General features: G+C 40.6%; 21 protein-coding genes and 2 pseudogenes. 13 read left to right on the top strand and 10 right to left on the bottom strand.

The window, feature by feature from the left end; all coding sequences use genetic code 11:
* Position 1 precedes the first annotated feature (1 nt).
* On the bottom strand, positions 2 to 1,207 hold the full coding sequence (gene cgtA / locus C3F22_RS08780) for an Obg family GTPase CgtA (protein WP_104426334.1): 1,206 nt from the start codon (positions 1,205 to 1,207) through the stop codon (positions 2 to 4).
* Between the two features lie 513 nt (positions 1,208 to 1,720).
* Here cgtA and C3F22_RS08785 point away from each other — a divergent pair.
* A pseudogene (locus tag C3F22_RS08785) lies at positions 1,721 to 2,749 on the top strand (transposase).
* A gap of 13 nt (positions 2,750 to 2,762) precedes the next feature.
* On the opposite strand, the gene C3F22_RS18540 reads toward C3F22_RS08785, so the two are convergent.
* The 7 genes from C3F22_RS18540 to uvrB form a co-directional block, all read right to left on the bottom strand.
* Positions 2,763 to 3,332: a hypothetical protein gene (locus C3F22_RS18540; protein ID WP_228203527.1), complete on the bottom strand. Its 570-nt coding sequence runs from the start codon at positions 3,330 to 3,332 to the stop codon at positions 2,763 to 2,765.
* Positions 3,333 to 3,361: 29 nt separating this feature from the next.
* Positions 3,362 to 3,736 carry a winged helix-turn-helix transcriptional regulator gene (locus C3F22_RS08795; RefSeq protein WP_005234916.1) on the bottom strand — a complete coding sequence of 125 codons (375 nt, stop codon included), beginning with the start codon at positions 3,734 to 3,736 and terminating at the stop codon, positions 3,362 to 3,364.
* A 209-nt stretch (positions 3,737 to 3,945) separates the two neighbouring features.
* Positions 3,946 to 5,403: a glyceraldehyde-3-phosphate dehydrogenase gene (locus tag C3F22_RS08800; RefSeq protein WP_004782721.1), complete on the bottom strand. Its 1,458-nt coding sequence runs from the start codon at positions 5,401 to 5,403 to the stop codon at positions 3,946 to 3,948.
* A gap of 246 nt (positions 5,404 to 5,649) precedes the next feature.
* The gene (gene rarD / locus C3F22_RS08805; RefSeq protein ID WP_005234915.1) at positions 5,650 to 6,582 is read right to left on the bottom strand and encodes an EamA family transporter RarD; all 933 of its coding nucleotides are present in this window, start codon (positions 6,580 to 6,582) and stop codon (positions 5,650 to 5,652) included.
* Positions 6,583 to 6,780: 198 nt separating this feature from the next.
* Positions 6,781 to 7,644: an IS982 family transposase gene (locus C3F22_RS08810; protein ID WP_004729973.1), complete on the bottom strand. Its 864-nt coding sequence runs from the start codon at positions 7,642 to 7,644 to the stop codon at positions 6,781 to 6,783.
* Positions 7,645 to 7,741: 97 nt separating this feature from the next.
* Positions 7,742 to 8,341, bottom strand: a complete 600-nt coding sequence (locus tag C3F22_RS08815) for a lipocalin family protein (RefSeq protein ID WP_104426335.1) — start codon at positions 8,339 to 8,341, stop codon at positions 7,742 to 7,744.
* 142 nt (positions 8,342 to 8,483) lie between these two features.
* Positions 8,484 to 10,505, bottom strand: coding sequence for an excinuclease ABC subunit UvrB (gene uvrB / locus C3F22_RS08820; protein ID WP_104426336.1), 2,022 nt, complete (start codon positions 10,503 to 10,505; stop codon positions 8,484 to 8,486).
* 339 nt (positions 10,506 to 10,844) lie between these two features.
* On the opposite strand from uvrB, the gene C3F22_RS08825 reads away from it, so the two are divergent.
* A complete protein-coding gene (locus tag C3F22_RS08825; RefSeq protein WP_034580895.1) occupies positions 10,845 to 11,633 on the top strand; it encodes a hypothetical protein in 789 nt (262 codons plus the stop codon).
* Positions 11,634 to 11,689: 56 nt separating this feature from the next.
* Here C3F22_RS08825 and C3F22_RS08830 read toward each other — a convergent pair whose 3' ends face one another.
* Complete coding sequence (locus C3F22_RS08830; protein WP_004782731.1) at positions 11,690 to 11,869, bottom strand: hypothetical protein; 180 nt, start codon at positions 11,867 to 11,869, stop codon at positions 11,690 to 11,692.
* Positions 11,870 to 12,242: 373 nt separating this feature from the next.
* Between C3F22_RS08830 and C3F22_RS08835 the strand changes: the two genes are divergently transcribed.
* From C3F22_RS08835 to C3F22_RS08865, 8 genes and pseudogenes are all read left to right on the top strand, one after another.
* Positions 12,243 to 13,124 (top strand): IS982-like element ISAba9 family transposase, encoded by an 882-nt coding sequence (locus C3F22_RS08835; RefSeq protein ID WP_004282326.1) that lies wholly within the window; start codon positions 12,243 to 12,245, stop codon positions 13,122 to 13,124.
* Positions 13,125 to 13,206: 82 nt separating this feature from the next.
* Positions 13,207 to 13,908, top strand: a complete 702-nt coding sequence (locus tag C3F22_RS08840) for an IS1-like element ISPa14 family transposase (RefSeq protein WP_001223318.1) — start codon at positions 13,207 to 13,209, stop codon at positions 13,906 to 13,908.
* Positions 13,909 to 14,115: 207 nt separating this feature from the next.
* Positions 14,116 to 14,867, top strand: a protein-coding gene (locus tag C3F22_RS08845; RefSeq protein ID WP_414629817.1) for an IS5 family transposase whose coding sequence is annotated in 2 segments (ribosomal slippage) — positions 14,116 to 14,350 and positions 14,350 to 14,867 — 753 coding nt in all. Because the reading frame shifts where the segments join, the coding sequence is not laid out codon by codon here.
* Between the two features lie 65 nt (positions 14,868 to 14,932).
* Positions 14,933 to 16,027 carry an OmpW/AlkL family protein gene (locus C3F22_RS08850; protein ID WP_104426338.1) on the top strand — a complete coding sequence of 365 codons (1,095 nt, stop codon included), beginning with the start codon at positions 14,933 to 14,935 and terminating at the stop codon, positions 16,025 to 16,027.
* Positions 16,028 to 16,206: 179 nt separating this feature from the next.
* Positions 16,207 to 17,421 (top strand): MFS transporter, encoded by a 1,215-nt coding sequence (locus C3F22_RS08855; RefSeq protein WP_104426339.1) that lies wholly within the window; start codon positions 16,207 to 16,209, stop codon positions 17,419 to 17,421.
* Positions 17,414 to 17,548 (top strand): hypothetical protein, encoded by a 135-nt coding sequence (locus C3F22_RS18740; RefSeq protein WP_034170050.1) that lies wholly within the window; start codon positions 17,414 to 17,416, stop codon positions 17,546 to 17,548. The genes C3F22_RS08855 and C3F22_RS18740 overlap by 8 nt, the downstream gene beginning before the upstream one ends.
* 185 nt (positions 17,549 to 17,733) lie before the next feature.
* Positions 17,734 to 18,694 (top strand): annotated as a pseudogene (locus C3F22_RS08860) (TauD/TfdA dioxygenase family protein).
* Between the two features lie 300 nt (positions 18,695 to 18,994).
* The gene (locus tag C3F22_RS08865; RefSeq protein ID WP_005234894.1) at positions 18,995 to 19,324 is read left to right on the top strand and encodes a four-helix bundle copper-binding protein; all 330 of its coding nucleotides are present in this window, start codon (positions 18,995 to 18,997) and stop codon (positions 19,322 to 19,324) included.
* 99 nt (positions 19,325 to 19,423) lie between these two features.
* On the opposite strand, the gene sthA is transcribed toward C3F22_RS08865, so the two are convergent.
* On the bottom strand, positions 19,424 to 20,839 hold the full coding sequence (gene sthA / locus C3F22_RS08870) for a Si-specific NAD(P)(+) transhydrogenase (RefSeq protein ID WP_104426340.1): 1,416 nt from the start codon (positions 20,837 to 20,839) through the stop codon (positions 19,424 to 19,426).
* Between the two features lie 217 nt (positions 20,840 to 21,056).
* Here sthA and lipA point away from each other — a divergent pair, with 217 nt between their 5' ends.
* The 3 genes from lipA (at position 21,057) to C3F22_RS08885 (ending at position 25,485) form a co-directional block, all read left to right on the top strand.
* A complete protein-coding gene (gene lipA, locus C3F22_RS08875) occupies positions 21,057 to 22,070 on the top strand; it encodes a lipoyl synthase (RefSeq protein ID WP_104426341.1) in 1,014 nt (337 codons plus the stop codon).
* A 351-nt stretch (positions 22,071 to 22,421) separates the two neighbouring features.
* Positions 22,422 to 24,926 (top strand): acyl-CoA dehydrogenase, encoded by a 2,505-nt coding sequence (locus tag C3F22_RS08880; protein ID WP_104426342.1) that lies wholly within the window; start codon positions 22,422 to 22,424, stop codon positions 24,924 to 24,926.
* A gap of 166 nt (positions 24,927 to 25,092) precedes the next feature.
* Complete coding sequence (locus tag C3F22_RS08885) at positions 25,093 to 25,485, top strand: carboxymuconolactone decarboxylase family protein (RefSeq protein WP_104427003.1); 393 nt, start codon at positions 25,093 to 25,095, stop codon at positions 25,483 to 25,485.
* The last annotated feature ends 97 nt before the right edge of the window (positions 25,486 to 25,582 follow it).

Below are 25,582 nucleotides of genomic sequence, written 5' to 3' on the forward strand. Positions count from 1 at the left end.
ATTAACGTACGTAATATACTTCTACGTCGCTGTCGTCATCATCTTCATCATCAAAGTCATCGCCACCCAGACGTTGAGCGCGACGCATTTCACGATAAGCTTCTTTCGCAGCAATCGTTTGTTCACGTGTTTCAGCTTCAAGCTGATCACGGAATTCTTTCATCTCTGCTGCGTATTCAGGATCTTCAACTTCGCGTTCGCGTTGCTGCTCGATTTGATCCATCAGGTAATACACCACATCTTTAGTGCCTTCAGCCGTTAAGCCTGAAGTTTTAAAGACAGGACCTTCCCACTGCAATTCTTCCAGAATGTGATTACACCATTCGTCACGAGTTTCTACAGCAAGCTGATCGACCTTGTTTAGAACCAATACCACTGGTAATTTTGAAAGCGTTGGGGAGAATTTTTGCAACTCATTCAAAATCGCTTTGGCATTGTAAGCTGGATCTGAACCGTCAATCGGTTGAACATCTACAATGTGAAGCAGAATACGGGTACGTGCCAAATGTTTCAGGAAGCGAATCCCGAGACCTGCACCTTCTGCCGCACCTTCGATCAGACCTGGAATATCCGCCATTACAAATGAACGGTGACGATCCGCATCCACTACACCTAAGTTAGGCACCATGGTTGTGAATGGATAATCCGCCACTTTTGGTTTTGCAGCAGAAACTGCACGGATAAAGGTTGATTTACCTGCGTTTGGCATGCCGAGCAAGCCAACATCAGCCAGCACTTTCAGCTCAAGACGGATTTCACGGAATTCGCCTTTGGTACCATGCGTACATTTACGCGGAGAACGGTTGGTTGATGATTTGAAGTGGGTATTACCCAAACCACCTTGGCCGCCATGTGCCACTAATACTTTCTGGCCGTCTTCAACCAGATCTCCAATAATATCGCCAGATTCAGAATCGACGATAGTTGTTCCCACAGGAACTTTTAAAATAACTGATTCGCCACCACGACCAGCACAGTTTGCGCCAGCACCGTTTTTACCACGTTCAGCGCGAAATTTACGGGTATAACGATAATCTACAAGGGTACTCGTGTCGTCGTCAGCCTGAATATAAATGCTGCCGCCACGACCACCATCACCACCATCTGGACCACCAAATGGTACGAACTTTTCACGGCGAAAACTGGCTACGCCATTGCCACCGTCGCCAGCCTCTACGGTAATGACTGCTTCATCAACAAAGCGCATAATGCCAATCCTCTAAAAACTTTAAAAACCGCCTATTCTGCCATATTTTAAAGCATTTCTCGACTATATTTATTGGGCTTTCCATGAAGAAGACCCAATTTAAGATTATTTTATATTATTCAAGCAAAAAGCTGATACAGATTGACGATTTATCAAGAAATTATTGTGAGGAACTTATACAAAATAAAGATCAACAAAATATTTGTACTTAGCTTAGATTTGAGTTAGGTCTTTTCTTATAGTTGAAGTGATTTACTACTTTAAGCTTAATTTTCTTGATTGTGTTTTACTCTTTGATTGAGTTGATTTTGAAAAATAACTCATTTGTAATCCAAAAAAAAATTATCAACTGTCTTATTAAGTTTTATAAAAACAAGGTTGATGAGCTAATTTCTAAGCTCTTGGGTCGGTCTATTAGCTTCACCTACTGTCATATCAAGATCATTTTCATATTTTATAGGACTTACGCATTGAGGGATTTAAAAAAGTCTCAAACTACTTTATAACGTATCTGTGATCAGACGAACTAAACATGCTTCTACAGCAACTTGTACATTACCCATTTATATGGGCTTTCTCATGACAGAACCAAACTCTATTAGCTGCACACAACTTGCCGAGACTTATAATATCTCGCATGACAGTGTAAATCGCTTTTTGGAGCGTGAAGACTACACAGCTCGCGATCTATATCAAGAAGCAATTCAACACATTGATAATAATAAACTTATAGTCAGTATTGATGATACTGTTTTAGATAAGCCATATAGTCAACATATGGACTTAGTTAGCTATTTTTGGTCAGGTAAACACCACCGATCCGTCAAGGGTATTAATCTCATTACCTTGTATGCGACAGATCAACATGGCAAAAATATTCCAATTAATTTTCGAATTTATGATAAGTCAGAAAGTAAAACCAAGAATGATTACTTTATGGAGATGTTAAGTGAAGTACTCGATTGGGGTGCAAAGATTCAATTCATTACAGGTGATAGTTGGTATTCATCGACTGAAAATCTAAAAACCATAAGAAAACATGGTATTCGATTTATGTTTGGTGTCGACAGTAACCGTAAGGTTTCCCCTGAAAAAGGACAATGGTTTCAACTCCGTTTATTGCCGAATTTTCATCAGGGTCAAGTGGTCTGGCTCAAAGATGTTGGCTTTGTACAATTATTTAAGACTCAGTTAAAAGAACAGCAGAGATTTTATATTGTGCATCAAGATGAAGATGATTTATTGTCCTTTGATGGTTTTTATGAATTACATTCAAGTCATTGGAAAATAGAACAATATCATCGAGTAATTAAACAGGTTTGTCATATTGAAAAGTTTCAAGTAAGACGATCCAAGCTGATTTTGAATCATATTTTCTCAGCCTTGATGGCCTATGTTGAGATACAAAAGAACCAGTTTGAGCGGATCTTTTAAAATGTATATCGTTGGCAGAAGAAATTATTTAGACCAATTATCAAGAACTTTATTGATGAATTTATTCTCGATAAGAATCATCTGCTGCCACAGAGAATCTATAAATAATAGTGCGTAAGTCCTATTTTAAATAATTAGCTTTAAAGTAAGTATCATCGTTACCATATGTTCCAATATGATCACAGAGCCCTTTTATACCTTCATTCACCAACTCACATTCAGAATTAAAATTATTTACCAATGTCTTTAATTCTATATTTTCCTTTTGATACCGAACTATCATATCCAGATTTTTTTTGAGTGAAGACGTTCGATCTTTTAATTTTTCAATTTCAAAAAGATACTGGTTATTAAAAAGTTTTTCTCTATTTTCACTTAATTGCCATGATTTAAATTGATATTTCACGCTATTTGCTACATCTATCAAATGACTCTCTAATGCAAGCAAAGATGCATAATTATCTTTAGACATACTAGATAGAATTTCACTCCCTTTCTGCTCTCTCCAGCTTGTATAAGTCATTAATACGGCTATTGGAGCAAAGATTGCAGCTGACCAAAGTAAAAGATTAGTCGCTAAAGTGAGATCAACTTCTAAAAGTTGAAAGATCGCATAAATAGCGATGCATAAAGTTAGGATAATTGCGTACACTGCCAATAATCGAGCAACTAAATTTTCTGATTTATCCATTTATTGCTTCCCCAAAAGCAATTTAAGTTTTATTTAGCAACACGCTCTTTATTTTCCAAAATCTCTGGCAAACTCCGCTCTACCCAGCCAATCAAATAATTTATTTTTTCTGCCGCTTGCGAACCAGTAATGGTCAATTGATATTCCACTTTAGGGGGTACAATCGGATATACCGTTCTTAAAATAAAACCGTCCTGCTCCAGCATTTTTAAGGTTTGTGCAAGCATCTTTTCACTGATCCCTTCAATTCGCTGCTTCAGCTCACTAAAACGATGTACACCCTCACTTAAACAGCGCAATACCAGCACTGACCATTTATTGGTGAGATGTTCCAGTATTTCACGGGATGAACATTCATTAGATAGCACCTGTCCCAACAATGGACTGATTGCATACTTGGTCATTGAAAAGTTCCTTTCTTGATCACAGTTTTTAGTTATTACTTACTATTATTATGTACTTACCATTTGTAAGTTAACAGATTCATATGGACGTATCAAGGTGAATTTTCCATCAATTAATGCAATAGTTTTATAAAGCTGATTTGCCACCTTTATCTTCCACAATAAAAAAGAGCCTCAAAAGAGGCTCTTTTTTAGATCACTTCTACAAATTATGCATTTGTTTCAGCAGGAACTTTTGGATAGCTTACGCCGCCCATTTGTTCAGCAATGCGAAGTACCTGGCAGCTATAACCTACTTCGTTGTCATACCAAACGTAGCAAGTTAAACGGTTGCCTGAAGTGATAGTCGCTTGAGCGTCGAATACACCTGCAGTACGCGAACCGATAAAGTCAGAAGATACAACTTCAGTAGAGTTTGTATAACCGATTTGACCTTGAAGGTTAGAATTGATTGAGATTTGGCGAATGTATTCATTCACTTCATCACGATCAACTTCTTTATCTAAAGTCAGGTTCAGGATCGCAAGAGATACGTTTGGTGTAGGAACACGTACAGAGTTACCAGTCAACTTGCCTTTCAGTGCAGGAAGTGCTTTCGCAACTGCTTTAGCAGCACCAGTTTCAGTGATGACCATGTTCAATGTTGCAGCACGGCCACGACGGTCAGCTTTGTGGTAGTTGTCGATCAGGTTCTGGTCGTTTGTGAACGAGTGAACTGTTTCAACGTGACCATTGATCACTGTGTATTTGTCGTTTAACACTTTCAATGTTGGAGTGATCGCATTGGTTGTACAGCTTGCAGCAGAGATGATTTGATCTTCATCAAGGATGTCAGCCTGGTTCACACCAAATACAACGTTCTTCATGTCACCTTTACCAGGTGCAGTCAGAATTACACGGGCAGCACCTGGGCATTTAAGGTGTTGAGCAAGACCTTCAGCATCACGCCATTTACCAGTGTTATCGATCACTAATGCATTTTCGATACCGTATGCAGTGTAATCCACTTCAGATGGATTAGATGCATAGATCACTTTGATGAACTGACCGTTTGCAATAATTGCTTCGTTTTCTTCATCTACAGAAATCGTACCCGCGAATGGACCATGGATTGAGTCACGACGTAATAAAGACGCACGTTTTTCAAGGTCACCGTCAGATGATTTACGAACTACGATTGCTTTCAGGTTCAAGCCACGGCCTAGACCTGACTGGCTGATCATCAAACGGGCAAGGATACGACCGATACGACCGAAACCGTAAAGCACAACGTCTTTACCTTCTACAGAAGTTGCATTGCCTTCAAGTGATTTCACAGCATCAGCAACGAATGCGTTAACATCACCACCTTTCGCTTTGAATTCAACAGCAAGTTTGCCTAGATCAATTTCAGCAGTACCGATGTTTTCCACTTTTGCCAATGCTTCAAGGATTGGGAAAGTGTCTACAACAGAAAGCTCAACGTCTAATACGCGAGTACGACGATGCGCTTTAAGGATCTGAATTACAGAACGGTTAATTAAAGAGCGACCGTAAACTGTAGCTACGATATTTTTTTCACGATATAACTGACCTACTAGGGCAATCATACGTTCCGCAAGTTCTTCACGGTTTTTCCAACGACCTTGGTGCTCTGCATGGAGGGCAACGATAGTGTCTTTGCTCACAGATACGTCCTCTAATTAATTGTAAATCTAAGCATAAATTTCAAAACCCGATAATTGTAATGGAATTGGCCGCAAGTTTGAATCAAAAGCTGATTAACTCTGGCCGAAAATCCGATATATTCACTATAAATTTTGAAAATAATTGTAATTAGTCAGATGATTTTGCATTTAAAATTTGAAAAATCATCTACTAACTATAAAAACCAGATTTTTGTTAAATGTTGTTTATTCAGTCAAATTTATCATTCAAGAATCTAAACGTTTCTGATAACGCTCTAAATTTTGTGCTAGTGCCAAGCGTCTTTTTCGTTGTTCAATAATGTGTAGTATACCTTCAATCACCAACAATACAACGGCCAGCCAGATCGGAAGATAAGTCAGCCATTCGCCAGCTTCAACCCGCTCCCCTAATGCCATAGACGCAAAAGCCAAAAGTACTGGTTCTAAATAACTTAATAATCCGAAGATGACAAAAGGCAAATAGCGACTCGCCAGAATATAGCTTCCCAACCCCAGTGCGCTTAAAAAGCCTAGACCCAATACCGCAAAAATCAGATGCTGTGCATTAAGAATCAATTGCATAGAATCGCTATGAATAAAGCCCAGATAAATCGCGACAGGCAGAATGATGAAAAGGTCCCACCAGAAACCGCCCAAATGATCCGTCTGGAATTTACGGCGCATAAAGAAATACAGCGGATATGCCAGTGCTACATACACCGTTTCCCACGCGATCGAACCGATCCTCCAGATTTCATGTCCTACACCTAATATGGCCAGTGCGACTGCTGCCATTTGCCAGCGAGACAACTTCTCTTTATAGAGCACACATCCGACCAAGACCATGACTAAAGGCAACAGGAAATATCCCAAGGATACCTGTAAACCGCGGCCATTAATTGGTCCCCATAAAAAGAGCCACAACTGTGTCGTACATAACAGGGAACTGATGATCAACCAGATCAGAAAAGCAGGCTGTTTGAGAATGCGTTTAAAAATATGAGTGATATGACTCAAATCGCCTGACCACCACATGAACGCAGTCAAAAATGGAATGGTCGCCAGCATCCGCCAGGCAAAGGTCTGTTCACTGTCTAAAGGCTGCAACAATGGCGTGAATATATAAAGAACACCAAATACCACTGATGCCAATACCGATAATGCAATACCTTTATACATGCTTCAAATCCAAGATCATTCCAGCACATTATAACGATTAGTCTAAAATAAAGCTTGAAGATTCATCTAACCAAAGGTAATAGCAAGGCAAAATATATAATTCAAAAAAGAGATGGATTAAAAAAAACCATGCCGAAGCAGGGTTTTTTATACATAACCCGATTGGCCTTTTATTTAACCTGAGTTCGATGAAATATTTTAGCTTTTTAGCAAGTTTTGGAAAGTTGGCTTATTTGGATTTAAGCAATAAGCCACTATAGCAGCCATAATATTCACCATAAAGTTATTCACCGAACGATGACGTGAATGGTCAATTTGATGTAAGTTTTTTAACTGATCATTCACTGTTTCGATCAATCCTCTTCTGCAAAGCAATTGTTTTTCTTCTTCAGTTTGGATGGGTTTATTTTTCATATTCTTGCGTGACGGGGTTAATAGTCTGAGCCCCCTTGCTGCTAAAGCTTCAGTTTTTGCTTTACTCAGATAGCCTTTATCGCCCAGTAAAATACCTTTTAACTCTTGGGTTAAAGATTCAAGTACAGCAACATCATGAACACTTCCCGATGTAATCTTGAGATTAATAATTTCACCCAAGTTGTTGATAACAATATGGACTTTAAATCCATAAAACCAACCTGTGCTACTTTTACCACGACCAGCTAAGCCTTTAAATACACGATGTCTTTTAATTCTAAGATTATGGCAAACGACCAATTTAGTCGAATCAATAATACAAATTCCGGTATCTTCTCCTTTAACTTGATGGAAGAAACTACTCAAAGCTTGCAAACAACGCGGCATAATTTCAATAAAACGATTGTAACTAAGAAGCTTGGGAAAAGCTGATTTCCAAAATGGGATGATCATATGACAATAAAAATATTTGAAAAATCTAAACCCGGATTTATGAAATAAAATGACAATGGTCATGACTTCAGACAAACTTAAAGCTGACTTTTTCATTGTTGTTTTTTGATCAGAAATTAGAGCTTTCTCTAAAGATTCATTAAACTTTTTGCAGAAATCATCCAAGATACAAAATAATTCGGTAATATAGTCCATGAAAAAGCCTTGCTCTGAAATGTTTTGTCTTCGTAACCAAGATATTACAGATGCTAAGGCTTTTTTTTATTTATTTTTTATGTCGAACTCAGGTTATTTATTTTCTTGCCTGTTGGGTCTGTTTGGTATGTATCACATCACTCAAATCATAACCCACAGATTGCGCATATTGCAGGTATTCATTCACCACGTTCTGATCAAGTTGAGGATCACGTGACAATACCCACATATATTTACGTTTAGGCTCGCCTACCAGTACGGTTTGATAATTATCATCCAGTTTCAATACCCAATAATCGCCACGGCCCACTGGCAACCAGCGAATAAACTCTGGTAAGAAACTTACTTTGAGCTTGGTGTTATAAGGTGCATTCTGAATGTATGCCTCACCCACTGATTGGGTCACCTGACCATTTTTCTGGATACAGCGGTTATCTACATTAACGTTACCATTTTCATTTAATGTATACGTCGCTGTAACATCGCGATCACACTTGTTCTGGAATGTAAGTGGTTTACGAGCCACTTCATACCAGGTGCCCAAATAACGATCCAGTTCAACTTTCTCTACAGTGGGTAAAGAATCGTTCTTGGCATAAGCCATAGTTGCAGCCCCGAGTCCAAGTAGAACTGCACCACCCAATGCAATTTTTGCAAGTTTCAATCCCGCATGAGGGAGATTATTTTTAGTTGTCATACGATACCTATTTGATCAGGACAAAATTTTCAACATGAATATTTCGTACTTATAATAGCGACATCCGCAGACATACTTTGTAGCATTATGTTAGGTTTGTGATTGATTTTACGTAATTTAAATCTGTAATTTACACACAGACCTAACTTAACATCTGCGCTTTTAAACGTAAAATTTCATCCCGTATACGTGCAGCCTGCTCAAATTGTAACTCTTTTGAAGCCTTGAGCATTTCTTTCTCCAGTTTATTGATATGCTTCGCGAACATCTTTGGATCGGCCATGATATGGCGTTCATCTGCACTGATCGCACGGGCCTGATCCGAAGCTTTCAGCTCAATAGTTTCATCATCTAGCACTTCACCCGTATCAATTTCCTTAATCACCTGACGTACTGCACTACGTGGTGTAATACCATGCTCTTCATTGAACTGAATCTGTTTGGCACGACGGCGTTCAGTCTCATCAATGGCTTTTTGCATTGAATCGGTGATGCGATCCGCATACAAAATCGCTTTACCTTTCAAGTTACGCGCAGCACGACCAATGGTCTGAATCAATGAACGTTCTGAACGCAGAAAACCTTCTTTATCCGCATCCAGGATTGCAACCAGTGAAACTTCTGGCATATCTAGACCTTCACGCAGCAGGTTAATGCCGACCAGAACATCATACACACCGGTACGTAGCTCATGAATAATCTTCACACGCTCAACGGTATCAATATCGGAATGCAAATAGGCCACCTTGATTCCATATTCTTTTAAATAGGATGTCAGGTCTTCTGCCATGCGCTTGGTCAAGGTCGTCACCAGCACACGCTCATTCATTTCCTTACGGATATTGATTTCAGACAGTACATCATCGACCTGAGTTAGGACTGGACGGATTTCAATTTCCGGATCAATCAGACCGGTTGGACGAACCACCTGCTCGACCACTTGTTCAGATTTTTCCAGTTCATATCTTGCAGGTGTGGCACTGACGTACACGGTCGTCGGTACAATACGTTCCCATTCCTCAAATTTCATCGGACGATTATCCAGCGCACTTGGCAAGCGGAAACCATAATTCACCAGATTTTCTTTACGGGAACGGTCACCTTTGTACATGGCTCCAATTTGTGGAACAGTCACGTGCGATTCATCAATAATCAGCAAGGCATCATCAGGCACATAATCAAAAAGTGTCGGCGGTGCTTCGCCTGCCGGACGGCCAGATAAATGACGTGAATAGTTTTCGATCCCGTTGGTATAACCGAGCTGCTGCATCATTTCCAGATCATAACGGGTACGCTGCTCGATCCGCTGAGCTTCCAGCAACTTGTCATTTTCACGGAAAAAGACCAGACGTTCTTTTAACTCATCTCGAATCGTTTCAATCGCGCGAGCCAGATTGTCTTTCGGTGTTACATAGTGACTTTTAGGATAGATCGTGACACGCGGCACTTTACGGATCATTTTCCCGGTTAAAGGATCAAACCAGCGAATGGAGTCGACTTCATCATCAAACAGTTCAATCCGGATGGCATCCTGATCCGATTCGGCTGGGAAAATATCAATGATCTCACCACGGATACGATAGGTACCACGCAGGAATTCCAGTTCATTACGTGAATACTGCATTTCGACCAGACGACGGATAATATCATCACGACCAATGCGATCCCCTTCCACCACATGCAGCAGCATGCTCATATAAGCATTCGGATCACCCAGACCATAAATTGCAGACACCGAAGCAACAATAATCGCGTCACGTCGTTCTAAAAGTGCACGGGTGGCCGAAAGACGCATCTGGTCAATGTGGTCATTAATCGCCGCATCTTTCTCGATAAAGGTATCTGAAGATGGCACATAGGCTTCTGGCTGATAGTAGTCATAATAACTGACGAAATATTCAACCGCATTATTCGGGAAAAATGCTTTAAATTCGCCATAAAGCTGTGCAGCCAGCGTTTTGTTATGGGCCATGACAATAGTCGGACGCTGGGCACGGGCGATGACATTGGCCATAGTATAGGTTTTACCTGAACCGGTAACCCCCAGCAAAAGCTGATCGTGATAGCCTTTTTCTATACCCTTGACCAACTTTTCAATGGCCTGTGGCTGATCGCCAGCAGGTTGATAATTAGTCACCAGTTCAAAGGGTTGTTTATCACTCATAGCTTTAATAATTTCACTGCGGATATCGACTCAATTTATTATGGGGGTAAAATTGAATTACTCAATCCCTATCCAGGTTTCTGTTTAGTAAAATAAATCGAGTGAAATATTATGCTTTCGTAGCCTAAAACCATTTTAGTTCTAATCTTTTCTATCAAAATTGAATCAGCATAAGTTTTGATTCGGTTCCTTACCTCATTCTGGCTTATTCAATATTTAGCCAAAATTTCTGTATAAAGTTCTGCTTTATCTGATGAGGTAATAAAGATTAATTTCACCTTGACCCTTATAGCGTTCAAAGGCAACATGAAGCTAATCAGGACATCGAATAAAAAAGCCATGACTTACCATTATCACGATGAAAGTATTGTTAAATCTCTGCCAGAAAATACGGTATTTGTTTTCGGAAGCAACTTGGCTGGACAACATGCCGGAGGTGCAGCTCGAACAGCTTATGAGCATTTTGGGGCGGTTATGGGGGTTGGTCGTGGCTGGGCAGGTCAAAGTTATGCCATTCCGACTATGAATGAGCATTTGCAACAGATGCCTCTCTCACAGATCCAGCACTATATTGATGACTTCAAGATTTACACCAAGAACCATCCTAAAATTAAATATTTTATTACTTCGGTTGGTTGTGGCATTGCAGGCTATAAAGTTGAAGAAATTGCTCCTATGTTCAAAGGCATTTCCCACAATGTCATTTTTCCACAATCTTTCCGGCCTTTTGTAGAAAAAGCGCTTCCAAAAATTACGTCGCAATTCCTGCATACCATCTTCCGGGATTCAGTGATTTTTACTCCGGCGACAGATGAGCTGATTGATGTTCTGGCACTGACCGATAATGAAAAGAGTCTGGCCAAGATTCTGCTCAATACTCAGATTTATCCGGTCGATAGCAATGGTCGTGACCGTGTATTCGAGATTGAAGATATTCTGCATAACCTGAATGGCAAGATTTTTGACTTTCAGAATAATTCTGAAGGTTCCATGCTGTTTGGTGCCGTAATTCTGGCGCTACTGGAACTTTATAATATCAATGAAAAAGACTTTATTGATGTCTGGAAAGGCGATCGTGAGATTGCCCCGCCAAAACCTGAAAATAAGGCGCGTAAAACAGTTCGCTAAGAAAATCTCAAATTTTACTCATAAAAAAGCCATGAACTTCATGGCTTTTTTATTTATTAACGTTTGCCCATTGAACGGCGTGTACCACGAGGTGGCATCCAGGTCCGATCAGCATAACGCTGCGGTTTAGGTCGCAGATCTTCCAGAACTTCATCTGAAGCAGATTGTTCTGCCTGTTTTAATGGAAACGGTAAATTAACCAGTGGCTTTTTCTTGGGAGAATTTTGGGAGCTCATGCGCAATACTCAATAATTTATGCGGCTATTGTACAAAAAAACTCTATCTGCTGTGTACCATCGGTTATCTAAATTTATTAAAGCTTTTTTCTAGTAAGTTTTAAGCGGAAAATTTGCTGATTTCTTGTATATATCACGTCCGGAACAGAAAGCTTAAATCATTATTTAAAACTTAGATTAATGATAAAAATGTTACCCACTTATTATTCTATTATTTCAATAAAATTGAAAATTTTATAAAAATGAACATCCTATTTATCTTCACTATTCATGATAATTTTTACATAAATACCCCAATCTCAACTTTTTAAGTGATTGAAATAAAAAGGACATAACCCTATTTTAGTTTCCACCAAGAAATTAAAGCAAAGTTATGTCCATTGAAGAATTTATCATTTTTGTCTATGTAATCATAGAAGAACTTTATCCCATTGTTGTTACTCAGCCCCTGAGAACTCGTGGTTTTCCGCCTGCTGTTACTGATGCAGAAATCATCACTATGCAAATAGTAGGTGAATTTCTTGGTTTAGATACAGACAAAAATATTTGGATGTATTTCAAAAACAATTGGTTAGAATGGTTTCCAAAATTAGGATCTTATCCCAATTTCTGTAAACATTGTGCAAACCTGTGGCATGTCAGTCAATCCATTATGGCACAGCTCATTCAGCGTTATGGTTCAGATAACATTCACTTTATTGATGGCTTCCCACTCCCTGTCTGTAGTTATACCAGAGCTAGAAAGCATAAAAACTTTAAAGAATACGCAGGTTTTAGTTATTGTGCTGCAAAACAAGAAAAATATTATGGTTTCAAAGCTCATATCGTCATTAATCTTTCAGGCATGATTTCGGGTTATACCTTTGCACCTGCTCATTGTGATGAGCGAGATGTTGCACCTGAAATTACGAATGATATTTACGGTTTACTGGGAGCAGATAAGGGCTATTTAAGACCAGAATTGAAACGATATTATGAATATCAGGGTATTGATTTACAAACACCCTTTAGAAAAAACATGATAGATTTCAGACCTAAAGAGACACTGCAAATACTGATGAAAGCCAGAAGAAAGATTGAAACAGTGATTGGTCAATTAACAGATCGCTTTCACATTCAGAAAGTGAGGGCAAAAGATCTATGGCATTTAACCCACCGCATAACTCGTAAAATTCTGTCGCATACAATTTGTGTGGTGCTAAATAAAAAGCTTGGTCATTCACCAATTCAATTCGAAAATCTTATTTTAAGTTGAGATTGGCGTATAAATATATATTTGGTGGTGTTTCAAAAAGTATGCTGAAACAAAGCAGGTTGAATTTTGATAAAATAGAGAAATGCGAATAACTCTAGAAATCAAATGTCCAACCTGCCTCAGTGACAGTATAAAGAAAAATGGCATCAAAGTAGATGGGAAACAAAACTATCAGTGCAAAGACTGTAAACGTCAGTTTATTGGTGACCATGCTCTGAGCTATCTAGGATGTAATTCAGGCATTACTCGAAAAATATTACAGTTGATGGTCAGAGGTAGTGGTATACGAGATATCGCTGAAGTTGAGCGAATCAGTATCGGTAAAGTTTTACGTACTTTAACCGAATCGACCTACCAAATTCAGCCTAAACAAAGTCATTATGAGTCTCTTGAAGTTGATGAGTTTTGGACTTTCGTGGGAAATAAAAATAATAAACAATGGCTTATTTACGCCTACCATCGAGAAACAGGTGAGATTGTTGCTTATGTTTGGGGTAAAAGAGACTTAGCTACAGTTCAACGATTGAAGACAAAGCTTAAACAATTAGGTATTCACTACACCCGAATTGCAAGTGATCATTGGGACAGTTTCATCACTGCTTTTAAAAACTGCAAGCAAAGTATTGGTAAATTTTTTACTGTAGGTATTGAAGGTAATAATTGCAAAATAAGGCATCGAATTAGGCGCGGTTTTAGAAGGAGTTGTAATTTTTCAAAAAAGATTGAAAACCATTTTAAAGCTTTCGACTTAACCTTTTTTTACATCAATAATGGCTTCATTTAATGTCAGCATACTTTTTGAAACACCACCATATATTTTATTAATACAATTTATACAAATTTTGGTATTTTTTACTTTCTGTTAACTTTTCACTACTCGTTCTGTAACTGTGTAAATTGGTGAGATTTAACTAGGGCGTGTCCTCATTTGAAGAATTGGTTTTAAATACTTAAAATCCTCCTTTGAGTTATTTTTATTTCTATATTTTCAATGGCACGTACTCTTCTTACCGATGATATCTGGCAGCAAATTCAAGATACTATGCGATTACATGGTTGCTACCGTTCAAAGAATAGTAGAAATATCATGGAAGCGATCTTATGGAAACTGCGTACGGGTGCGACATGGCGTGATATTCCTCAAGAACTTTGCCCTTGGCAAACTGCTTACAATCGCTTTAATCGCTGGGCAAGTAAGGGATTATGGGATAAATTTTTTTTAGATTACGAGGCGTCTTGGATCAGGAATGGGTATTCATTGATGGAAGCTACATACGCGTGCATCAACATGCAAGTGGAGCTCGGCATGGTTTCGAAAGAGCAATTGGACAATCACGCGGTGGACGAACAACAAAAATACATCTTGCAACCGACGCGAATGGATTACCGATTGATTTTAAAATCACTGGGGGTGACGTCCACGACAGTCAAGTTGCAAAACAACTGATTGATACTGTAGGCGAGGCAACTTATCTCATTGCTGACAAGGGGTATGATGCTGAGCACATTAGAATATATGCCCAGAACAAGGATATGATTCCCATCATTCCAATGAGATCAAATAGTAAAAGATCGAATAAGGAGTTTGATAAATATCTATATAAATTAAGACATTTAGTTGAAAATGTGTTTGCGAGATTGAAGCATTTCCGAGCGATTGCAACCCGATTTGATAAGCTTGCACGAAATTACCAGTCTATGATTTACATTGCTTGCATGTTTATTTGGTGTAAAGCCAAATGAGGACACGCCCTAAATTGTTCAATAGAAAAAAAAATAACTAGCACGGACAAGGAGTCCTCTGAACAATGAAGACAATCATGGTATGCATGGCAGGTCTAGCCACACTACCCCTGCTTGCACATGCAGAATCCCCATATTTCAGTCTACAGGATGGCGATGGCTTTAAGCGATTTTCCGTTTCAGTTGGTGCACTGCATGTCATGCCACAAGGAAAAGCACAACCATTTGAGGTCAATACAGCAGTTCAAGATGGTGAAACGGCTAAAGTCGGTGACATCTCGATCGCTGCAGTCAAAGGCAATCTTGATCCTGCCATGGAATCGAATCTTTCAACCGGCTTCATTAACCTCATCGATGGCTTAGGCGTAAAAACTTTATCTGGCAATTTAAGTGGCAGTGCAGAGATTTATGGTCTAGAAAGTTGGAATAATGCCGGAACGGGTCTAGAAGCCGATGATGTCACCACCCTCGGGATCATGACCAATTATTTCTTTACCGACAATGTCTCACTGGAAATAAAAGCCGGCATTCCTCCCAAAGTCGACTTGCAAGGTAAAGGCAAGATTTATGCACCATTCTCTGCAATGGCAACGCCAAGTCTTGATTTAATTCCTCAAATACCAGGTGGCATTGATTTACCGAGTATTGACTTAAAAAATGACATCCCGATTACGGATTTGGAAGCGTATGGACCGCCTGCATCTGCACGTGCCTGGACTCCGGCTTTTGAATTTCAGTACCATTTTGGCAAAACAGGTGTCAATAAATTCCGTCCTTATATCGGGCTTGGACTCATGTATGCCTATTTCAATGAACTGGAAATCAATTCAAGTACTGAACAGGACCTGATTAAAGCCGGTCATATGATTGCCAACATCAAGGAAGGCAAAGCTGGCGCTTCTCTAGATGGCATAGAAAGTAGTGCTAATCCAAAAGTTGATCTGGAAGCGTCTGATGCCTTTGCTCCTGTCGCGACTGTCGGCTTCACTTATGACTTTAATGATACTTGGTTCGCGGTAGGTTCTGTATCTTATGCTCATCTGAAAAATGACACTACGATTAAGGTAACAGATGCAAATCTAGGTGAACTGATTCGCTCCAAAGCTGATATTGAAGTCAATCCAATTCTGGCCTATGCCGGATTCGGGATGCGTTTTTAATCAATTAATTCTTTATTAAAAAACTGAATACTTCAGGACAACGGCTACGGCCGTTGTTTTGTTTTCTGACGTTCTATACAGCTATAAAAAAAATTTATCGTTTGATTAATTTTTATTTTATCGCCTCTCTAGGTTGAATCGAATACTATACCTATCAACTTTATATGCATGAATGACTTATGGCTGACAGTCAATTTTCTAGAACCCTGATTTTTATGCTGATTGGCGCTGCCATTATTCTGGCTTTATCTTTGGGGATTCGCCATGCATTTGGCCTGTATCTAGTGCCAATGAGTGAAGAATTTGGTTGGGGTCATAATGTCTTTAGTTTAGCCATTGCCATGCAGAACCTGATCTGGGGTGCTGTTCAGCCCATTACTGGTGCCTTCGCTGACAAATATGGCAGCAAGATTGTTGTTGCCGTTGGCGGTGCCTTATATGCGCTTGGCCTGTTATTAATGTCCGTCAGTTCAACCGGATTATTGTTGAATCTCAGCGTCGGACTGATTTTAGGTCTGGCCCTGTCTGCGACTTCTTTCCCGGTTTTATTGTCTGCAGTCGGACGAGCTGCACCACCTGAAAAACGCAGTCTGGCAATGGGGATTGCCAGTGCAGCAGGCTCCTTCGGCCAGTTTATTATGCTGCCTTCAACGCTGTTACTTTTACAGAATGTCGGCTGGTCAGCAGCACTTGTTGTCAGCGCAATTTTAATCGCTTTGATTGTACCTTTGGCCTGGATGCTAAAAGCCCCGATGTATGTCGATCCGAATGCGACTCCTACACCGAATAAAGTTTCACTAAGCTTTAAGGAGATTTTAGTGGTAGTCAAAAACCATAAGCCATTCTGGTTTCTGGCGATGGGCTTTTTTGTCTGTGGCTTTCAGGTGGTCTTTATCGGGATTCACCTGCCGGGTTATCTGATTGATCATGGGTTCAATGCTACAACTGGCACGATTTTCCTGGCGCTGGTGGGTCTGTTTAATGTTGTCGGTACCTATACGGCTGGCTGGCTCGGTGGAAAGTATTCCAAACCACATCTGCTAATGGGTTTATACGGTTTGCGCGGGATTACGATTATCGCCTTTCTGATGCTGCCTTTAAGCACCTGGACGGTCTATGCGTTTGGTGTCATCATGGGATTATTATGGCTTTCTACCGTACCGCTCACCAATGGTATTGTTGCCAATATGTTTGGCGTGAAATATCTGACCATGCTCAGCGGGATTGTATTCTTTACCCATCAGGTCGGTTCATTCTTTGGCGGCTGGCTCGGCGGTGTAAACCATGACATGAGTGGTAACTATAATGCAGTATGGATGCTGTCGATTGCCTTAAGTATTTTTGGCGTACTGGTGCACTTATGGGTAAATGAGGAGCAAATTGTACATGACTGATTCCACCTTTCTGCTCAAGCTTTCCATTGCGGTAGCGATGGTACTTCTCCTCGCTATTTCTCTATTGCTCTGGAGCCAGACTCCAGAACTGTTTGAGTACTTTAACCAGGCTTTTTGCGCACACTGATTGTCAAATATTTGACATTTTTCAGCAGTTTTAGGACTTTGTTTTGCCATATTAATTAAAAGATTTCAATTCAATCATTTAGATATTTTTATCCGAATTTTCATAAGTTTAGCAATTCTTGTGATTTTATTTTTGCTCTGGATTTTTTTAGATTTTCTACAACAAGAAAATTCAGAGACTTTCCAATGACAAGCTTGACCCAACTTTCACAAGCCATTCACGATGCACCACGCTGGCATCAGCAAGATCAGTTCCAGAATACTGATGAAATTAAAATTTGTTCTGCAGGCAGATCAAGCGCTAGGCGCAGTGGTTTATGGCCTCGATGCCCGCAAAGCCCAATCTGGTGAAACCATCCTGCGTCTGAAGCAAGCTCTGGCCGAACACTTGATCCTGATCTTTAGAAACCAAAGTCTGGATGATCTACAGTATCTTGCCTTTGCCACCTATTTCGGTTCAATCTTCCGTCCAGATGCTGACACGCCAGTGCTAGCTTCTAAAACTGATACGGGCACCCCACCTGATGTCGTACCAGTTTCCAATGCAGTCGGTCAAGGGGATTACACCGGCCATGGTGAACTTGCACCGCATGCCGATCACCAGTGGACACCCCTACCATCTTTTGGCTCTTTACTCTATGCCATTGAACTGCCAAAAGATGTTGGCCAGACGTCCTGGATTAATACCATCAAGGCTTATGAAGCATTGGATGAAGAAACCAAAGCACAAATCAACCAGTTACAGCTCATTACCTATAATCCATTTGTGCGCTTCCAAAGCAATAAAGGTGGTAATGCTTATGCGGGTAATATTCCAAAGTATCGCTTTAAAGATCAGCCAATTTTAGGTCACGCCTACCCGCACCCACTGGTACGTACCCATCCTGAATCTGGCCGTAAAGCACTTTGGTTAAATACCCATACCGAAGTTGAGCTGGTGAATTATGACGATCAGGCAGGCAGTGAACTGATTGCAAAATTACGTGAGCATGTCTTAAAACCTGAATTCGCTTATGAGCACAATTGGGAAGCAGGCGATATCGTGTTCTGGGATAATCAGGTTACTTTACATTCACGCCGTCCTTTCCCCGCTGATCAACGCCGTTTATTAAAACGGATCAGCTTGGCAGGTAGTCGTCCATTTTAATCTCCATAAAAATATAATAAAGAGAAAGGTTATTTAAGCCTTCGACAATAACGACTCATCATGTAGATTTTCCGCCATTGAGGAATGACCACCTCAATGGTTTTATTTTTAAATCTTCAATCATCCTATTTTGGCAATATCAGGAGAGATGCTTTGAATTAAATTTTTTAGAAATACAGCTTTTAACAAAATCGGTAATTAGATTACTTTTTCTCACTCAAACTGCCTAGTGTATTTTTCCTTTTCTGCTTAGCGTATTAAAAAACAAGCGATTGCTATAGCTGCAAAAAGGAGAAGAAAATGAACGAGATTCAATTTTCAGATTGTGTCCGCGCATGTATGACCTGTTCGCTGGCCTGTACTAATTGTGCTAGTGCCTGCCTGAAAGAAGAAGATTTAGAAATGATGCGGGAATGTATTCAGCGCTGTCTGGACTGTGCTGATCTGTGTCAGCTCTGCGCCCGCATGCAACAAAAGCAATCTCCATTTATGAAAGAGATTTGCGAGCTATGTGCTAAAGCTTGCGATTATTGTGTAGAAGAATGTGGCCATCATGAGGATGATCATTGCCAGCAATGTGCAGAAGCTTGCCGTCGCTGTGCTGAAGAATGCCGCAAAATGGCAGCTTAATTTCCAGCATTACTGGCTAGATTGAACTTTTTCAATTTAGAAAATAAAAAACCCGCAAATCGAACTTGCGGGTTTTTGATCTAACCTAAATAAATCAATTTAGAATAAACGGTTCATACCATTCAATGTTGCCACACGATAAGCTTCTGCCATCGTTGGATAGTTGAATGTGGTTTCCACAAAATACTTAATCGTATTATTCGGGCTATTCATGACTGCTTGACCAATGTGGATAATCTCCGAAGCGTTATTACCGAAACAATGCACACCTAGAACTTCCAGCGTATCACGGTGGAACAGGATTTTTAATTCACCAACTGTATCACCGGTAATCTGTGCACGCGCCAGATGACGGAAAGAAGCCTGACCCACTTCATACGGAATTTTTTCTTCAGTCAACTGCTGCTCAGTTTTACCGATCGAAGAGATTTCCGGAATGGTATAAATACCAGTCGGAATATCCGTCACGGGTGCAACGTCTTGCTCACCGCTCATGTTGGCACCTGCGCAACGACCTTGGTCATAGGCAGCAGAAGCCAATGATGGCCAGCCTATCACGTCACCCGCAGCATAGATATTTTCGACTTCAGTCTGATACTGTTCATTCACGGTTAATTGACCGCGGTTGTTTGGTTTCAGGCCAATATTTTCAAGGCCTAAACCGTCAGTATTCCCTGAACGGCCGTTACACCACAGAATAGCATCTGCCTTAATTTTCTTGCCGCTTTGTGTATGCAGAACGACATAATCATCAGAAGTTTCAAGGAAGTCGATCTGTTCATTATGACGGATCAATACACCCTGTTCACGTAAGTGATAAGACAGCGCATCAGAGATTTCATCATCCAAATAGCTGAGCAGTTTTGGTTGGGTGTTGATCAGGTCAACCTTATGTCCCAGACCAATAAAGATCGATGCATATTCACAGCCAATCACACCTGCACCATAAATAATGATTTTTTGGATCGAGAAATCCAGATCCAGAATTTTGTCTGAATCAAATACACGTGGATGATTGAAATCAAGAATCTCTGGACGGTATGGACGCGAACCGGTCGCAATCACCAGTTGCTGAAACATAATGGTTTCTTTTATGCCATCTGGTGTAAATACAAAGATCGTATTTTCGTCTTGAATGTAAGCACGACCATGATAGATATCAATCTTGTTACGGTCATAAAAACGTGAGTGAGTATCCACCTGCTGCTGAATCACTTTATGTGCATTGCGCAGTACCTGTTTCATGGTGAATTGTTTCCATTCACCTACTTTTTGAAACATTGGATCACGTTGATAACGGATGATGCTGGATACTGTTTGACGCAATGCCTTACTTGGAATCGTACCTACGTGAGTACAGTTACCACCCAGCTGTTCACGCATATCCACAATTGCAACACGCTTACCAGATTTGGCAAGTTTCATTGCCGCGCCTTCGCCCGCAGGGCCTGAACCTAGAACTACCGCATCGTACTTAACGAAAGTCCCACTAACGACCTCTTTTTTACGTGGCATTCAACGCTCCTTAAAATTAAAAAATTTTGCTTTAATCTACGCTATATTATGACGTAATTGCTGCCAATTTGGTGTATTTAACTTACATATATTGTGTGATAAGAACATTTTTTAAATGAATAATCCTTTTCACCCTATTTCACCCGAGTTTCGTTATAATTAAAAAAGTGTTAACTTTGATTTATCTCCCTCCTTCAAAACAGTGGAAAAGTTATATATGTCTGAAAACCGTAAACCTGAACAGGGTATCAAACTTCGCGGCGCAGAAAAGGTCGCCCGTATTCCTGTAAAAGTTGTTCCTACGGTTGAAACGCCACGTAAGCCGGACTGGATCCGCGTGAAAATGGCCGCTCCCGAGGAAGTTCAGCGTATTAAAACTACACTTCGTCAGCAAAAACTGCATACCGTATGTGAAGAAGCTGCCTGTCCGAACCTGCCTGAATGTTTTGGTGGGGGTACAGCAACCTTTATGATTATGGGTGATATTTGCACGCGTCGCTGTCCGTTCTGTGATGTGGCACATGGTCGTCCAAATGCACTTGATCCAGACGAGCCGCGTCATATGGCAGAAACGATTGCCAACCTGGGTCTGAAATATGCAGTCATCACTTCAGTAGACCGTGATGACCTATTGGATGGCGGTGCACAGCATTTTGTAGACTGTATTAAAGAAGCTCGTGCTTTGAGTCCAAAGACTTTGCTAGAAATTCTGGTACCTGATTTCCGTGGTCGTATGGACATCGCTTTACGCATCATGACTGAATGTCCACCAGACGTGTTTAACCACAACATTGAAACTGTGCCACGTCTGTATAAAGCCATGCGTCCAGGTTCTGATTATCAGCACTCTTTAAATCTGTTGAAAATGTTTAAAGATTATTGCCCAGAAATTCCAACCAAATGTGGTTTGATGGTCGGTATCGGTGAAACTGAAGAAGAAGTTCTCGCTCTGTTAGACGACCTGAAAGCACATGACGTGGATTATGTAACGATTGGCCAGTATCTACAGCCATCTAAACAGCATGCGCCAATCGACCGTTTTGTAACGCCAAAAGAATTCGAACGTTATGCAGAACATGGCCGTAAGCTTGGCTTTAAGAATATCTGGTCAGCACCGATGGTACGTTCAAGTTACTTTGCGGATCGTCAATACTATGGTGAACCGGTTCCAGAAGTACGCCGTAAAGTTGATCCAGCAAAAAAAATCGCTGTACAGGCAATTGAAGCTTAAAATGACTTAGATCAAAGCCCTCTCAAGTAGAGGGCTTTTTTATGCCTAACTAAATTTATATTTGTTCACTTTTTAATTATTTTATCTACCCTCTCTTGGAGATTAAGTTATTACTTATCTTCACATTTCTTTGCGTGTTCTCACTTGAAGACTGCGCATTTTTCAAACAATCTCAAAAACAGATAAAACACTTCAATATATCGTTGAAATATTTAATAACGATTGTTCTCACAAGAACAATTGTGAATTTGCCAATTGCTTAAGCGATGTAAAAAAATTGATCAAGTCTTATGAAGACACCTTAGGGAGATCGGCAGCATCACAATTGTATGACCCTGGAGAAATATAACAATGCTATTTATTTTCGCCGTACTTCTTCTCATTGCCAGTTTATGGGCGATTTTCTTTTTTCAACTCTCCCGTACCACTGGTACAATTACCCTGATTGTCATGTCAGTGGTTTGTGCCTTTATCAGTCCTTGGTCACTGATTCTGGGCATTCCTTTGATCCTGATCAGTCTGGTCGTCATGATCGAACCTTTGCGCATGTCTTTCATTTCCAGGCCAGCCTATAAAGCTTTAGCGGATGCCATGCCGAGCATTAGCCCGACAGAACGTGAGGCTCTTGATTCCGGCACCAGCTGGTGGGAAAAAGAACTCTTTATGGGTGCGCCGAACTGGGAAACCTTTAATAGCTATCCCTATCCAAAACTTTCCGTTGAGGAACAGGCATTCTTGGATAACGAAGTCGAAATGCTCTGTAGCATGCTGGATGAATGGGAAATTCATGAGAAGAAAATGCTGCCTGAACATATCTGGCAATATATTAAAGATAACGGTTTCTTAGGACTAATTATTCCCAAAGAATACGGCGGGCGTGCCTTTAGTTCCTTTGCTCAAAGCCGAGTGATGAGCAAAATTTCTTCACGCTCTCTCACTGCTGCTGTGAGCTGTATGGTGCCTAACTCTCTCGGGCCGGGTGAGTTGTTACTACATTATGGTACCGATGAGCAAAAAGATCGTTATTTACCCGGTCTGGCCAAAGGTGAAGAAATCCCATGTTTTGGTCTGACCAGTCCTGAAGCCGGTTCAGATGCCGGTGCAATTCCAGATACCGGTGTGGTCTGTTATGGGCAGTTTGAAGGTCAGGAAGTTCTCGGTTTGAGAATGAATTTTTCTAAACGCTGGATTACCTTAGCACCGATTGCCACTGTCGTCGGTCTGGCTTTTAAAATGTATGACCCTGATCATCTACTCGGTGATAAAACAGATTATGGGATTACTTGTGCCTTGCTACCGGCCAATCATGAAGGGGTAAAAGTCGGTCCACGACATAATCCTGGCTCCCCTTTTATGAATGGTACTGTTGAAGGTAAGGATGTATTTATTCCTTTAGACTGGATCATTGGTGGCGTGAAAAATGCCGGTAAAGGCTGGCGTATGCTGATGGAATGTCTGGCGGTTGGCCGTGGTATTTCCCTACCGGCTTTGTCTACCTCCAGTGCCGAAATGACTTACCTGAATGTCAGTGCATTCTCGCGAATCCGTCAGCAATTCAAGATTTCGGTGGGTAAATTTGAAGGCGTACAGGAAGCCAATAGCGAAATTGCCAGTGATGCCTATATGCTGGAAGCATTCCGTTATTTAGTGACTTGTGGCTTGAATCAAGGTGGTAAGCCGGCAGTCATGACCGCGATGGCCAAATACTACGCCACTGAGACCATGCGTAAAATCGTCAATCATGGTATGGATGTCGTGGGTGGTCGCGCCATTCAGATGGGGCCTCGTAACTTCCTGGCTCTCAACTATCAAGCCATTCCAGTATCCATTACAGTTGAAGGCGCCAATATTCTGAGCCGTTCATTAATGATCTTTGGTCAAGGTTCGATGCGTTGCCATCCTTATCTGTATGAAGAATTACAGCTTCTGCAAGCTGAAGATCCAAAAGCCGCTCTGAATCCATTCGATACTATGTTGTTTAAGCATCTGGGTTATACCTTTAACCGGACTGCCCGCTCTTTTGCCTATGCTTTTAGCGGTGGTTCAAGTGCTGCGCCACAAAGTGCGGTTGATTTTACCCGTCCTTATTACAAGATCATTAACCGACTCAGTGCTAACTTTGCTCTGACTGCAGATATGTGTTTAGGTCTATTGGCAGGTGATATTAAACGCAAGGAAATGCTTTCTGGCCGTCTGGCTGATATCCATGCCCATCTGTTCATTGCGACAGCAATTCTGAAATTTTTTGAACATAGTAAAAAAACTGAAGCTGAACGTCTGCATGCACAATTGGCAATTGAGAAATCTTTATATACCGCTCAGGAAGCGTTTTATGACCTGTTTGCGAACTTCCCGGTGGGTGTTGCTGCTGGCATGGTCAAACTCATCTGTTTCCCATTTGGCCGACCTGTCGCGAAACCATCTGACCGACTTAAACAGGAAGTCGCAAATGTCATGATGGAAGATAACACTTTCCGGCAGGTACTGAAAAAGCATGTTTTCTATAGCACGGCGGAAGATGATGTGAATGGTCGTATGGAATCAACCTTCACCATGTTATTGGAGATTGAGCAGCTTTGGGATCGGTTTAAGAAAGCTGAAAACAAAGGTCAATTTAAGGGACTTAGTTTTGCTGATCATGTGGCTGATGCGCATGGACAAGGCTTTATTAATGAAGAAGAAGCCAATAAGTTACTGCACTATAATGCGCGTCGTTATGACAGCATGTTGACTGATGTCTTTGATCTGCATTTACAGGAAGTATTGGAACTGGAAAATCCTCATATTTCGAAAGCAGATGCAACAGGTACTGATACCTCAGTTCAAAGTGCACCTTCACATTCAACCAGCCCTTAGATAAATTTCTTATCTAAATCAGACCTTGATTACAAAGTGAAGTTATTTCCTGATTTCACTTTGGATATCTCAAGTGGCTATTCAGCCACTTTTTTACGACTATTGCACGATGGTATTTAAGAGATAAAACGTTAAGCTACACCCATAATAAAATTGAGGGTCAATGATGTCACAACAAGATTATGAAAATGGCTTGAAAGTCCGTACTGAAGTGATGGGTGCAAGTTTTGTAAAACGTGCCCAGGACAATACGGTTCCTTTTACTCAGCCTTTGCAGGACTGGATTAATGAACATGCCTGGGGTTCAACCTGGCAACGTGAAGGGGTTTTACCACGTAAATACCGTTCTTTAATTACCGTTGCTTTTCTTACCGCGCAAAAAAGCCCGACTGAATTGAAAGGCCATGTTCGTGGCGCTTTGAATAATGGTGCAACAGTTGAAGAAATTCAAGAAGTGCTACTGCATAGCCTGCCTTACTGCGGTGCTCCAGCTACTCAGGAAGCCTTCCGTGCAGCGCTTGAAGTGATTCAGGAATATCAGACAAATCAGCAGAATTAAGAACTGCCTAGGCTATTTAACTGGCTTATCAATAATAAAGCCGGGAATTAAAATTCCCGGCTTTTTAAATTTTAAACTGATATATCTATAGCTATAA

The sequence above is a fragment of the Acinetobacter sp. ACNIH1 genome (assembly GCF_002934695.1).
GTDB lineage: Bacteria > Pseudomonadota > Gammaproteobacteria > Pseudomonadales > Moraxellaceae > Acinetobacter > Acinetobacter variabilis.

Bases quoted from the DNA above. Each gene is read 5' to 3' on its own strand.
- cgtA (WP_104426334.1), bottom strand. From the start codon at position 1,207: ATGCGCTTTGTTGATGAAGCAGTCATTACCGTAGAGGCTGGCGACGGT.
- C3F22_RS18540 (WP_228203527.1), bottom strand. From the start codon at position 3,332: ATGGATAAATCAGAAAATTTAGTTGCTCGATTATTGGCAGTGTACGCA.
- C3F22_RS08795 (WP_005234916.1), bottom strand. From the start codon at position 3,736: ATGACCAAGTATGCAATCAGTCCATTGTTGGGACAGGTGCTATCTAAT.
- rarD (WP_005234915.1), bottom strand. From the start codon at position 6,582: ATGTATAAAGGTATTGCATTATCGGTATTGGCATCAGTGGTATTTGGT.
- C3F22_RS08810 (WP_004729973.1), bottom strand. From the start codon at position 7,644: ATGGACTATATTACCGAATTATTTTGTATCTTGGATGATTTCTGCAAA.
- C3F22_RS08815 (WP_104426335.1), bottom strand. From the start codon at position 8,341: ATGACAACTAAAAATAATCTCCCTCATGCGGGATTGAAACTTGCAAAA.
- uvrB (WP_104426336.1), bottom strand. From the start codon at position 10,505: ATGAGTGATAAACAACCCTTTGAACTGGTGACTAATTATCAACCTGCT.
- C3F22_RS08825 (WP_034580895.1), top strand. From the start codon at position 10,845: ATGACTTACCATTATCACGATGAAAGTATTGTTAAATCTCTGCCAGAA.
- C3F22_RS08830 (WP_004782731.1), bottom strand. From the start codon at position 11,869: ATGAGCTCCCAAAATTCTCCCAAGAAAAAGCCACTGGTTAATTTACCG.
- C3F22_RS08835 (WP_004282326.1), top strand. From the start codon at position 12,243: ATGTCCATTGAAGAATTTATCATTTTTGTCTATGTAATCATAGAAGAA.
- C3F22_RS08840 (WP_001223318.1), top strand. From the start codon at position 13,207: ATGCGAATAACTCTAGAAATCAAATGTCCAACCTGCCTCAGTGACAGT.
- C3F22_RS08850 (WP_104426338.1), top strand. From the start codon at position 14,933: ATGAAGACAATCATGGTATGCATGGCAGGTCTAGCCACACTACCCCTG.
- C3F22_RS08855 (WP_104426339.1), top strand. From the start codon at position 16,207: ATGGCTGACAGTCAATTTTCTAGAACCCTGATTTTTATGCTGATTGGC.
- C3F22_RS18740 (WP_034170050.1), top strand. From the start codon at position 17,414: ATGACTGATTCCACCTTTCTGCTCAAGCTTTCCATTGCGGTAGCGATG.
- C3F22_RS08865 (WP_005234894.1), top strand. From the start codon at position 18,995: ATGAACGAGATTCAATTTTCAGATTGTGTCCGCGCATGTATGACCTGT.
- sthA (WP_104426340.1), bottom strand. From the start codon at position 20,839: ATGCCACGTAAAAAAGAGGTCGTTAGTGGGACTTTCGTTAAGTACGAT.
- lipA (WP_104426341.1), top strand. From the start codon at position 21,057: ATGTCTGAAAACCGTAAACCTGAACAGGGTATCAAACTTCGCGGCGCA.
- C3F22_RS08880 (WP_104426342.1), top strand. From the start codon at position 22,422: ATGCTATTTATTTTCGCCGTACTTCTTCTCATTGCCAGTTTATGGGCG.
- C3F22_RS08885 (WP_104427003.1), top strand. From the start codon at position 25,093: ATGTCACAACAAGATTATGAAAATGGCTTGAAAGTCCGTACTGAAGTG.